Annotated in this window: 8 protein-coding genes; 3 read left to right on the forward strand and 5 right to left on the reverse strand. The window is 43.1% G+C overall.

The genetic code is table 11. The annotated features are described in order from the left end of the window. Positions 1-31 precede the first annotated feature (31 nt). The 4 genes from AAEY87_RS00460 to AAEY87_RS00475 all read right to left on the reverse strand — a co-directional run bounded on the left by AAEY87_RS00460 (position 32) and on the right by AAEY87_RS00475 (position 9,699). Positions 32-2,215: a tetratricopeptide repeat protein gene (locus AAEY87_RS00460; protein WP_350655467.1), complete on the reverse strand. Its 2,184-nt coding sequence runs from the start codon at positions 2,213-2,215 to the stop codon at positions 32-34. 3 nt (positions 2,216-2,218) lie between these two features. Beyond that, positions 2,219-4,210, reverse strand: a complete 1,992-nt coding sequence (gene ligA / locus AAEY87_RS00465; RefSeq protein WP_502945435.1) for an NAD-dependent DNA ligase LigA — start codon at positions 4,208-4,210, stop codon at positions 2,219-2,221. 285 nt (positions 4,211-4,495) lie between these two features. After that, positions 4,496-5,515, reverse strand: a complete 1,020-nt coding sequence (locus tag AAEY87_RS00470; protein ID WP_350655469.1) for a cell division protein ZipA — start codon at positions 5,513-5,515, stop codon at positions 4,496-4,498. Between the two features lie 236 nt (positions 5,516-5,751). Continuing rightward, the gene (locus AAEY87_RS00475) at positions 5,752-9,699 is read right to left on the reverse strand and encodes an AAA family ATPase (protein WP_350655470.1); all 3,948 of its coding nucleotides are present in this window, start codon (positions 9,697-9,699) and stop codon (positions 5,752-5,754) included. A 139-nt stretch (positions 9,700-9,838) separates the two neighbouring features. Between AAEY87_RS00475 and AAEY87_RS00480 the strand changes: the two genes are divergently transcribed. Continuing rightward, positions 9,839-10,138, forward strand: coding sequence for a DUF4298 domain-containing protein (locus AAEY87_RS00480; protein WP_350655471.1), 300 nt, complete (start codon positions 9,839-9,841; stop codon positions 10,136-10,138). 1 nt (position 10,139) lies between these two features. Here AAEY87_RS00480 and AAEY87_RS00485 read toward each other — a convergent pair whose 3' ends face one another. Then, positions 10,140-10,943, reverse strand: a complete 804-nt coding sequence (locus tag AAEY87_RS00485) for a sulfite exporter TauE/SafE family protein (protein WP_350655472.1) — start codon at positions 10,941-10,943, stop codon at positions 10,140-10,142. Positions 10,944-11,122: 179 nt separating this feature from the next. On the opposite strand from AAEY87_RS00485, the gene AAEY87_RS00490 reads away from it, so the two are divergent. Both AAEY87_RS00490 and AAEY87_RS00495 read left to right on the forward strand, forming a co-directional pair. Further along, positions 11,123-12,073: a biotin--[acetyl-CoA-carboxylase] ligase gene (locus AAEY87_RS00490; RefSeq protein ID WP_068034299.1), complete on the forward strand. Its 951-nt coding sequence runs from the start codon at positions 11,123-11,125 to the stop codon at positions 12,071-12,073. Between the two features lie 37 nt (positions 12,074-12,110). Next, the gene (locus AAEY87_RS00495) at positions 12,111-12,839 is read left to right on the forward strand and encodes a pantothenate kinase (RefSeq protein WP_068034296.1); all 729 of its coding nucleotides are present in this window, start codon (positions 12,111-12,113) and stop codon (positions 12,837-12,839) included. Positions 12,840-12,985: the final 146 nt, after the last annotated feature.

A 12,985-nucleotide genomic window follows, 5' to 3' on the forward strand; every position in this document is an offset into this window, starting at 1 on the left:
TGATTTATATGACACACGCTACGAGGAAATATTAAGTTTGACGGTAAGGATTATTTGAGGATTCGATTTTAATCTTTTTACCCATACCATTCTTACCGCATAATAGCTTAGCAAAATAAGGCTCATAGTGACTGGCAGCAGGAGCGATGTAAATTTTGTCTAAATGCGCTTTTACCTCTGGTTCGTACTCTACATATAGAAACTTACCAAAATCCATCTTTATCTCAGGTCTATCTAAGTGAGTAATATATACCATTCGACATTCTTGTTCTTCTTGAAAAGCTGAGTGCTTAATAAGATATTTTAAAGGTAGGAGAATTTCGTTTAATAATATTTTTATATTATTTATCAATCTTGAGTTTATCTCCTCAATTTTAATCATTTCTTCGTCAATCGCTTTATAATGAGTTTTGAGAGTTGTAAAAGCGATGCTAAAATCATCAGTTTTTTTATCAATAAAGCTTTTGTAGCTCTTCCATTCGTGTTCAGCTTTACTTATTTTCTCACTTCCTGCTTGTACAGTTTCATCATTAAACTCTCGAAAAAATGTTAGTCGATTACGCTGAGCTAAATGAATGTAGTTAGAAGTAGGATCAAGATAAACACATCTCATCACTGGCTGTTTTCTTATTTTGAAATAATCTTCATTATTTTTTTTGATATTAAAAAAATCAGAATCTTTAAAATCAATATTTTCAGTTATGACAGATGGTTTTTTCTGCATATCTCTAAATTCATGCAAATCGTCACTAGATTTAATACCACTTTCAAATAATGGAAAAGGCAAGTTTAATATTGAACTATCAAACTCGAAAAAATCTTTTTTAAATACAATACTAACTCCTGAAGCTTCTTTATTATCTTTTTTACCATACAATCTAAACTGATTAAGGCTATCATGATTAAAAGTAAAGCAACTAAGAAACGCATGGTATTTTTCATCGAATTCTGGTGTGTAAGATGATGTATCTTTTATATTTTTTAAGTGATTTAGGAGTAATTGTCCCTCACTAGGATCATTAACATTATTTATAGTATTAAGTCGAAAACTGCTTGATTTCTTTCCGTCTTCTGTGTTCAGTAACTTATCTACGGTATCAGTGCTGGTATAATGAGCTAATTTTCTTTCAGGTATTATATTTTCAATAGACGAACTACTAAAATTTATAGATAAAATGTCAATAATTTCTTGAACTTTATTGAATATCTCTAAAGTTAGTTTCCCTAGTTGTTCTGATTTCGAATGTGATAAGAGTTCGCAGATAAGAAGATAAGTATATGATTCATAAGCGTAGCATTCTTTTGCTTTCTCAAAAGAAGCTATTGCGTTCTTAATATCTCGATCTTCACTAGAATTAATATTTTTTTCTCCAAATTTAAGTTTTGAATATGCATAATCTTTTGGACTATTAACAACATCCCATTCCGAGAAAGCTTTTTTAATTTCATCTTTATTACTCAATATCCACTTACGTTTTAACTCTAATTTTTTAAACACTCTTTTATGGATATCCATATTTTCTATAATCTTGTCAATATTAAATTGAGCTTTGATATAAACTTCAGGATTATCTTCACATTTGACCTTGCGCCATGATATTAAAGCATCTTCTTTAGCATCTTGTTTAAAGAACATATTGCCAATATTAAATTGTGCCTTAGCATATCTGCTTTTATCATTCTCATACTTTATTTCAGACCACTCTTTTAAAGCTTTTTCGCTATCTCCTCTTTCTTCAAAAATCTGCCCTAAAAGCAGCCTAATTTCACTATTAAATTTAGGCCTATTCGATTTACCTAGTTTTTTTGCTATTTCCCATGCTTTTTCGGCACCTTCTAGATCCTCTTGATCTCTTAGTATTTTTCCAACTAGTACTTGAGATAAAGGATCTTCGCTCTTTCCTTCTATATCTTTTGTTCTCTGCCAAGTCCATATAGCCTTTTCAGTATCGCCTACTTCTAAAAATATAGCTCCAATATCAAACTGGGCAGCATGTTGCCATCTAAAATTACCAACATCCTCTGCATCCTTTTTCAATTTCCTTAGAATACTATGCGCATTTTTGAATAGTTCATTTCCTCTTAAAAGTTGAGCTATATCGTATTGAGCTTCGAAAAATTTGTTATTCTTATCTTTCCCACGTGTTACTTTCTGCAACTCTTCAATCTCTTCCCGAGTCGCTTCATCCAAACCTTCCAAGTCATCAAGATTCATAAACTACTCCCCAACCAACGCCAAAAACTCTTCCTCACCCACTATCTTAACGCCCAATTTTTCTGCTTTGGTCAGTTTAGAGCCAGCCTTATCACCTGCCAGTAGCGCGGTGGTTTTTGCCGAAATACTCCCTGAGACTTTTGCACCTAGTGCTTGCAATTTGGCCTTGGCTTCATCGCGAGCCATGCTATCGAGTGCGCCTGTGATGACCCATGTTTGTCCATCGAGTGGTTGATCAGCCGATGCGGTTTGCTCGACCTTATCCCAATGCACGCCTGCTTCTCGTAACGCGGTAATGACTTCGATATTATGCGGTGCGCGGAAGAATTTATGTGCCAGCTCAGCGGTGATAGCGCCCACATCAGGCGTTTGTAGTAGCGTATCAATATCTGCTGCCATTAAACTATCTAGATCACCAAACTGCTGGGCGAGATTTTGCGCCGTGCCTTCACCTACACCACGAATACCGAGTGCATAGATGAAGCGTGCTAGCGTGGTATGTTTGCTGGCTTCGATAGCGCTGATGATATTTTGTACAGATTTTTCGCCCAACTTTTCAAGGGTGATAAGTTCTTCTTGATGGTTATGCAATTGATAAATATCAGCAACGGTTTTGACAAGTCCATGCTTAAAGAAGCTGACAAGCCAGCTTGCGCCTAAGCCATCGATATCCATCGCCCGACGCGAGACAAAATGAATGAGTGCTTCTTGCTGTTGCGCTGGACAAAATAGACCGCCAGTACAACGCGCCAAGGCCTCATCTTCGGGCAGCACAACAGGCGAGTCGCATACTGGACAGGTAGACGGTAACTTAACGGGTTCTGAGTCTTCTGGACGCTGGTCATGCCAGACGCGCGTGACTTTTGGGATGACATCGCCTGCACGATGGACGCTGACCATATCGCCTGCGCGCACGTCCAAGCGCTGAATCTCACCGAAATTATGCAAGGTAACATTGCTGACGGTGACGCCGCCGACTTTTACTGGCTCAAGCTTGCCGACTGGCGTGATTTGTCCAGTACGTCCGACTTGCCATTCGATAGAGTGCAGGCGGGTCATGACCGTTTGGGCAGGGAATTTATAAGCGGTTGCCCAGCGCGGCTCACGCGATAGAAAGCCAAGCTGCTGCTGCAATGGCAAGCTATTAACCTTAATCACCATACCGTCAATTTCAAACGGTAGATTATCACGCGTTTCAATCACCGATTCATAGTAGGCTTGTGCCTCGCGTGGATTTTGCACGACCTCAACCGCGCTGACCGTAAAGCCAATGTCTTTTAACCATGCTAACGCGGCTGATTGAGTGTTGATATTTTCAGGTAGACCTTGATTGACTGAATAACAGTAAAATGCAAGCGGACGGCTGGCAGCTATACTTGGGTCAAGCTGACGCAAGCTACCAGCAGCGGCATTACGAGGATTGGCAAAGGTCTTTTCTTCTTTCTCTTCTGCTAGGCGGTTTAGACGCTCAAAGCCTGCCTTGGGCATCAGCACTTCACCGCGTACTTCTAACAGCTCGATATCAGCGGCCTCAGTTAGCCAAAGTGGCAAGTTACGAATGGTTTTAGCGTTTTGGGTGATGTCTTCACCTGTTTGCCCATCACCGCGTGTGACCGCTTGGACAAATTTGCCATACGCATATTTTATTGAGACCGCCAGTCCATCAAGCTTTAGCTCCATCTCATATTCAGGGTTTTGCTGCGCGTCATTGAGACGATCATTAACGCGGCGCATAAAATCGCGCAATCCATCATATTCGAACACATTACCAAGCGATAGCATGGGGATGTCATGGGTCACTTGGGTAAAAGCAGATAGCGGCGTATCACCGACTTGATTGATAGGGCTGTCCGGCTGTACCAAATCTGGACGTTCTTCTTCGAGCTCAAGCAAAGAGCGACGCAATTGATCGTATTCGCTGTCTTCTAAAATAGGATTGTCGAGCACATAATACGCATAATTATGTTTCTTGATGGCGTCAATAAGCGAGCGCATCTGCGCGATAGTATCAGTATGTTCATCAGACAAAGTAAGGTTTTGCGAAGTCGTTTTTTGATTGGTTTGGGTTTGTGCAACGGTTGGTAAGATAGGGTCAGTCATAGTCAGCGTCTTTGCAATTCAAGATGCCGATATGATAACAAGTTTGCAGGATACTCGGATATCATTTTATAGAAAATCAGAACAATTGAAAAAGGCAAATAACATCTATGGCAATATTAATTGCGCGACATTATTTACCTTTTAGGATTCTGCTAGAATTGATTTTAAATTTCGTCTTTATTAAACTTCATAGTCGCGTACTTGATTGCGTAGCTGTTGTTTATATTCAGGTGTAATCGGCTCATTACTTTCATCAAGCATCATCGCATTGAGGTCATCGGCCATCATATAAGCAATACTCATCATACTATCGAAGCTGCGTAGCGCTTGTGGATGCGGCAGAGATAAAAATACGACCACACCGTTGTAAGTATTGGTCGCCACGCTATGCGGATCGAACGGTGCGATACCACTATCTGTAATACCCATCATGCTGAACCAAAGCATGCCAGTGCCGTCTTTTTGCTCATAGCGATGGAACATATTCATCGCCCCAAAGCGCAAACCATATTTATCAATTAAAGCCAATAAATCACGACCACGAATAATTTCTACAGGACGATCACGATACTGGCGCGGCAAGATAGTAATATTGATATTGTCTTTAGCATTGATGAGTGGACCGTTTTGCGCTTGGTCAACTGGCTCTAAGAGGTGCTGATCTAGTATCGGGCTGTTATCATCAAAGCTTGGCTCTTCGGCCGTATCAATCACTGGCATCAAGCTATCCGTCGCTGACATAAGGCTAGAAAACGCATCTGGCTCATACTCATTATCACCCTGCATTTCACTAGCAACTTCTACAAACTCAGCATTGTCAGCGCGCTGTTGCTCGTCCTGCCAGCGTACATAGTTCTCGCTGTTTTCTGCACTTTCATCAATTGCAGTATCACCACGCCCCTGTGTCAATTGTGCATCGACATTGGTATGAGTCTCAGTTGAAGGCTCATCTTCGATCACCGCATTTAGATAATCACGATCAGGAGCGATGGTGGTTTCACCAGCGACCGTATCGTCCAAGTCTGGCTGATCGACAATATTACGCTCGTGGCGCGGTATAATTGGGATACCATTTTTATCATAATTGACTGCCGCAATCTCCGCGCTATTACGACGCTTAAAGCTACGAATGACCATAAACAGGCCTGCAAGCACGATAAATGCAGCAATGGCAATCAATACAAACTGAATAGCGGTCATGAGAAATATATCCTAATAACTATGATAAAAGGGAATACATAAGAGGGAATAAATGGCAATAGTCTAGCATGGCTGACTAACCTCGTCACCATATAGTAATCGTTTATAGTCAGCCTGACATAGTTGCGTTACGTTACAGTCCTAGCATCGACTATAACACTAGGGACTGTATAGAATTCGATACCAGTTATCAATTTTTAATATCAGTTATCAATTCTTAATACTAGTCATTAATACTAACTATCAATATAGCTTACAGCTTCATCGAGTGAGACACTGACTAAAGTAGAAATGCCTGCGTTAGGCATCGTAATACCCTTAAGCTCATCGGCAATCTGCATTGTCAGCTTATTATGACTGATAAATATAAACTGCAAATCGTCTGCCAACTCATGAATCAGACTGGTAAAGCGGGCAACGTTAGCATCATCAAGGGGTGCATCGACTTCATCAAGCACACAAAATGGGGCAGGATGCTGCTTAAATATCGCAAAAATTAAGCTAAGTGCAGTAAGCGTTTTTTCACCGCCTGAGAGTACGGCCAAGCGACTATTATGCTTGCCTTTCGGCTGCGCCATCAAGGTTAGCCCTGCCCGCCACTGTTCTGATTTTGATGCATTAGCAGGCATGTCGTCAGTGTTGAGCGTTAAGCTAGCTTGTCCACCGCCAAAGACTTTGGCAAATAAATTGGCAAGCTCATCATTGACCGCCTCAAGTGTCTGCATAAATAGCGTCTTGGTGGTCTCATCAATAGAAGCAATCGCCTCGGTCAACGTCTGCATACTGGCAGCAATATCTTCTGTCTGCTGCGCCAGCGGTTCTAAACGCTCATTGACCTCAGCCAGCTCTGCAACTGCCGCTAGATTGACCGCGCCAATTTTACTTAGCTGCTGGTCAAGCTTAGCATGCTCGCTCTCAAGCTCAGCTATTTTTTCTGGGCGTACACGGCGATCATGGGCGATAAAGTCCGCTAATAAATTTGAGACACTAATCGGTTGCTGCATTAACTCTTCATCAGTTTTATATCTATGCCTAATGCTATAGTAAGCTTCTAAAGCCTCTTGCGTATGAGTACTGGCATCTTCTAGACGTGCCGCGCTTAATGCCAGCTCGGTGGCGTGATGTGCAAGCTTGCTTTGCTGAGTCTGCAATGTATGTTGTAGCGTATCTAGCGCTGCCTGCTGCTGACTATACTCCCCTTTAAGCGCCGTTAATGCCGACTCACGCTCTGCTAATACTGCCTGCTGTTCATCGCGTGCTGTCTGCGCTGTGTGCAATGCTGCTTGCAGTGCTGGCAGTTTATTTTGCTGCTGTTCATTACGCGCCTTTAGACTTTGCTCGTTTTGTAGTGACTTGTCATATTGCTCACTCGCACGGGTAAGACTACTAACGCTATGCTCTAAACGCATCTCGCTTTGTTGAATACGAAGCTGCAATGCTTGCCAAGCGTCACCATCTGCCTGACGTGTGCGGGTAAGCTCACTACGTTCGGACTGCAACTGCTGACTCAACGTCCGAGCATCCGCTATTTGTGGCGTCAACGCCGCTATCTCACTTTGGATATGCTGCTGTTCATGATTAAGTGTTTGCTGCTCTTGCACAAGCTCTTGTTGCTCTTGCTCAAGGGCAACTTTATCAGTATTTAGACGCTGGCTGTCTGCTTGTAGACGTTCAGCGTTGGCGCGCTGAGTGGTAAGCTGCTGCTGGTATTTATGCTTATCGCGGGTTAATTGTTCAGCTTGCGCACGAGTTTCTTCTACGCTAACTGTTAATGCATCATAATCGCGCTGGTTATTAGCGATGGTCTTTTGCTGCTCTTGTATTTTGCTTTCAAACTCATCAAGCAAATCTTCTAACGCTTGTAGACGGCTGCGCTGCTGTAAACGCTGCGTTAAGAATTGATTATTGCTATCGTTTTGACCATCTTGCACACCAATAAATTTACTGAGATTAATCGTACCCTGACGACTGATAAGCCAGCCATCCGAGGTTAGCAGGATGGCTGATAATGGCAGTGCTTTTAAAATATCGGCAAGCGCGTCAAGAGTCTGATTATTAGTGACCTCAGATTTTGCGACATATAAATAACATTGCTGCCAAAGCGCTAAGTTAGGTGCAATAATTAGCTGTGATAAAGGCAGTACTTTATCAACCAAGCTATCAGGCAATGGGCTAACAAATGAACTGTCTCTAATTTCACTTTGCTTAGCAGATAGCCAAAGGCTATGACCAGTTTCTATTGAAGAACTCTCTTCTCTATTACTATGCTCATTTTGTGCAGTCTGATAAGTAAACAAATCGGTTAAGTTATGCTCAAGCGCTTGCCATAAGCTATTCGCTTTTTGAACGTCGCCGTTAATTTTTTCATTACTTGATTGTTTAGAAACCAGCACATGACTATCCAGCCATAACGCCAATACGCTATCGAGTAGCTCTGCGTGCTGTTGCCCTTTGGTGCTTAACTCAATCTGCTCACGCAAGGTCGTGATAGCCAAGTCTTTATAGTCGTTGGCTATTTCATTTTCTAAATCAGTTTTTAAATTGTCATTTCCTGAAATAGATAATTGCTGTTGAAGTTTTGCCGTAGTTTTAGGATGCAATATCTGGTGTAGAGTATCGTACTCACCTGCTAAAACTGCGAGACGTTTTTCATCCTCACTCAACTCGCGTTGCTGCATATTCAAGCGCTGCTGTAAATCATGCGCTTGCGGTTGTAGCTCAGACAGTCGCTCATCGATACTATCTTGCTGACGCTCAATCTGCTGCAACTGTTTATTTAGCTCAGCAACTTGCGTCTCTAATGTGCGCTGCAAATTGTTCGCGTCAGCCTGCTCTTGCCCATCACCATCAGCCCCGTCAGTATTGGCAGCTGGTGCTAGTGACTGTTGTAGTTGCTGCCATAGACTCTGCCAGTTTTGCTGGCGACGCTGCCATTTCTCATGGTTTTGCTGATGCCGTTTTTGCGCTTGGCTATTAATCGCTTGCTGCTGCTCAAGCGCACGCGCATTATCTTGCAGGCGTGACAGCTTGTTTTGCGCTTCATGCCATGCGCGCTGCAACGGTTGCTCATTGCGTTTATACGCTTCACGTTTATTTGTCAGTTCAATTAGCTGCGGACGCAATTCTTCTAGCACGTTTTGCTGCTCAACTTGCTCAGTTTCTAAACGCTCAATCTCATCGACTGCTTGCTCACGCTGCTGCTCTAAACTGGCTAGTTGCTGTTCAATAACGGTTAGCTGTGATTTGGCATCACTTAGCTGGTGCTCAGCTTGTTGATAGCTTAGCTGCTGCTGATAATGGCTGCTTTGGGCATCGTCTTTTAGCCACTGTTCTTGATTGATATGCGCTGCAAGCTTATCTTGTTTGGCTTTTAGAGTCTCATAGCTGGCTTGTAATGTGGCGACCTCATTAGCGCTACGCTCATGAGCTATTTTTTGCTGCTGCTGATTATGCTTGGCTTGATACAGTTGCTGAATGGCAAGTTGCTGCTTGATATCAGCAAGTGTTAACGCTAGCTCTTCGTAACGCTGAGCGCTTTCTGCTTGCTTAGATAACCGTTTTTGTTGGGTGACCAGCTCGCTTTGCATGTCGTGCAGGCGTGCTAAATTATCTTTAGTTTTCTCTAACTTTTTTTGCGTTTCTTCGCGGCGCGCTTGATAACGCGAAACCCCAGCCGCCTCTTCGATAAATTCACGCAGCTGCATGGGGCTAGATTCAACAATACGCCCAATCATACCCTGCTCGATGACTGCATAACTGCGTGCACCAAGCCCCGTTCCCAAGAATACATCGACCACATCACGGCGACGACAGCGCGTGCCATTGATAAAGTAGTCTGATCGTCCCTCTTTATTTACTTGACGGCGAACGGATAGCTCTTGATAAAGATTGAATTCATGGCGAATACCTGTCTGTTCATCTTGCGTATGCTCAAAAGTTAGCTCGACACTGGCGACACTTTTGGCAGATTTATCTTGCGTGCCGGCAAAGATGACATCACTCATAGCTCCGCCACGTAACTGCTTGGCAGAGGTCTCACCCAGCACCCAACGAATGGCATCAATCACGTTGGATTTGCCACAGCCGTTTGGCCCGACAATGGCGGTGATACCATGACGGAAGGTAAAAGTCGTTGGATTGGCAAAGGATTTGAATCCTGCCAGCTTTAGAGATTTCAAACGCATGAATAATCAATAAACTTAGCGAAAACAGGCGGCTATTCTACCTGAAATTGTGACGAGTTTTTAGAGTTTATGAGGAATGCTATAATATGGCTGAAAATCTATATAATTCATCTAAACACTAAAAATTAAGAACATTAATATGACTGATTATAATCCGCAAGAGATGCAACAAAAATATGAAGAATGGTGCGAGCTACATCGTAAACAGCTTGAGGCGCAACAGCAGTTCTTAAAAGCTGAAACATTACAAAACGAATTAAAAGACTACTATCTCAACCCGCAATGGATGACGGATCGTGAAGCGGATATGCCAATTGAATACTCAGGTAAAGAGTATTCAATCTTTAGTGAAGATGCGCTATGGAGTATGCTCAGCGACCATGATGAGTTAGCAAGAAAGTGGATGCGTTTAGGGCTGGATGCGATTGATAAGAAATAACTTAAATCACCCCAATCCCACTTAACAATAACTGCCCACCTGCAAATAATAACAACACCCCAAAAGCACGCTTAAGTGTTAGCGCAGGTAATACATGGGCAAGCTTGGCACCGACTTTTGCCATAGCGAAGCTGACAACGGAAATACATAAAAACCCACTAATATGTACAAAGCCTATTGTACCTTCAGGCAGGTTGACCACGTCTTGACCAAACCATGCAAAGCCTGCCGCGCCAGCCAATGCAATCGGTAGCCCGCAAGCCGCTGAAGTGCCAACCGACTGCTTCATTGGCAGTCCCGCCCAATTTAAAAACGGTACGGTCAAACTGCCGCCGCCAATGCCAAAAATAGATGACGCCATACCAATACCCGTACCCGCGCCAAACTGCACACCAGCTGACGGTAACGGCTTACCTATCTGCTCTTTATTAGAAAAGAACAACATCTTTAAAGCAACCAATAACGCGCCGACACCGATGATGGCTTGCAATACCTTACCGTCAATCATGTCAGCAACGCCTGCTCCAACGAGGCTACCGATGACCAAGCCCAACGCCATTTTTCGCCACACTTCCCAGCGTACACCGCCGCGCTTATTATGCGCCGTGAGTGAGCTAATAGAAGTCACTACAATGGTCGCAAGTGAGGTACCAACTGCCAAATGGGTGACCACTTCAGGAGGAAAATGATACGCAGTAAAAATCCATACCAGTGCTGGTACGATAATCATGCCGCCACCGACACCAAACAAACCTGCGCTGACCCCAGCAAATGCCCCTGCAATGACAAACCACACATATAACATTATAGCTCTACCTTTTATTATGGTTATTTTTAGTTGATAATAACCAGCGCCTGCGCGTCATTAGCATCTAAGTCGTGACAATTCTGCCGATGGCTGTCATTCTTAACAATGGCATTAGTATATCAAATGCTATCTCAAAGACTCTATCAAACATTATATGAACTACAGCGACTAAATTTATGCCGTTATCTATATCTATGCCGTCACCAGCCAATCCTTCCGTCCATTTAGCTGAGGTTACGCATCGTCATGTGACCAGCAGTGCCTCTACCAATAGTGAGCTGATAGACGCTGTGCAAGATGGTACGCTGGATGCTACTGAGTTGCATCTACTAACGGCTGAGACCCAGAGTGCAGGGCGCGGACAGCGAGGACGCTCATGGCAATCACCGCGCGGTAATGTTTATCTGTCGTTATACCATCCAGTACACATGCCTATTAGCGGTTTGTTATCGTTAATCATCGGCGTTGAGCTGGCAAAAACGCCTGTTATCCAAACATTGAATGAGCAATTACGCGCGCAAAGTTTAACCCCTATTGGCGTAAAATGGGCCAATGATTTAGGCTTTTATCAAAACTCACCCGAATCAGTTAAAGCTGAACTAGACACGCAAATTATTCAATTTAATAAGCTTGCTGGTATTTTAATTGAACCAGTATGGAAGGCAGGAAAATTGGTTGGTGTAGTCATGGGCGTTGGACTTAATGTACAAGCTGCGCCAAAGCTAACCGCGCAAACTTGTGAAGGCATGAGCTATCAAGCAGTTAGCTTGCAAGATATTTATGGAATGCTGGCGTCAGATAACGCGAACAGTCTACCAACCTTACAAACGCTTTATCAGCAAATTAGTGAAGCGTTACTGGCGGCTATGACCCGCTTTGAGCACTTTGATATCGAAAGGCCAACTGGACATACTTACTATCTGGACAGTTTTTTGCAAGAATTTGCGACGATGGACGCACTGGCAGGTCTGCGATTACGTGTCACCCAAGACCATGATGATAATTCGCATGTAATCACTGGTGACGCCTGCAGTATTGATACAAACGGCTGTTTGCAATTGCGTCAAGATAACGGTAAGATTTCTGCGCTTTTTACCGGTCGTATTGATGTGATTCATGAGGCTTAGACCGCCTACTTAACGAGCACTATATAAAGGGATTTTTATGCTCTGGTTAGATCTTGGAAATACTCGTCTTAAATACTGGCTCACTGATGATATCGGGCAGATAGTCGCGCACGATGCCAAGCAGCATTTACAAGCGCCTGCCGAATTACTCATGGGTCTAACCGATCGCTTTGAGCGTTATGCGCCCGACTTTATCGGTATCTCGTCAGTACTGGGTGACGAGCTGAACGTAAAAGTATCAGAGACTTTGAGTCGTCTAGATATTCCGTTTGAGTTTGTCCATGTTGATGCTGAACACCCATTGATGCGTAGCGCCTACAATGACGAGCAGCTCGGCTGCGATCGTTGGCTACAGATGCTGGGCGCAGTTGATAAGAAAAAGCGTCAATGCGTGATTGGTTGCGGTACAGCGGTGACGATTGATTTGATTGACCATGCTGAGCATTTAGGCGGTTATATTTTCCCAAGCATCTATCTGCAACGCGAGTCCCTATTCTCAGGTACCAAGCAAATCACCATCTCTAACGGTACTTTTGATAGTGTCAGTCAGGGTACCACCACGCAAGATGCGGTACATCGTGGGATATTATTATCCATCGTTGGTGCGATAAATGAGATTAGCCATCGTCATCCCAACTTTGAAGTCATTATGACGGGTGGTGATGCAGCCATTATTGCGCAACATGTCAATCGCCCTGTACGCCTGCGCGATGATTTATTGTTAAATGGTCTGGCACGCTATTTTGACCATAGTAAACTGTCATAGCAATTTTAATCTAAGATCTTTATAAGATATAAGATATAAAATAGAAATAAAAAAAGCAGTACGTTTTAAGCGTACTGCTTTTTTGTTATAGCCTGTTCGATTTCAAACCCATACAGAGTGCTAATGGGATGAGTTTTTCGTAGCCT

The sequence above is a fragment of the Psychrobacter sp. S1-30-MNA-CIBAN-0213 genome, assembly GCF_040309845.1.
Taxonomy (GTDB): domain Bacteria; phylum Pseudomonadota; class Gammaproteobacteria; order Pseudomonadales; family Moraxellaceae; genus Psychrobacter.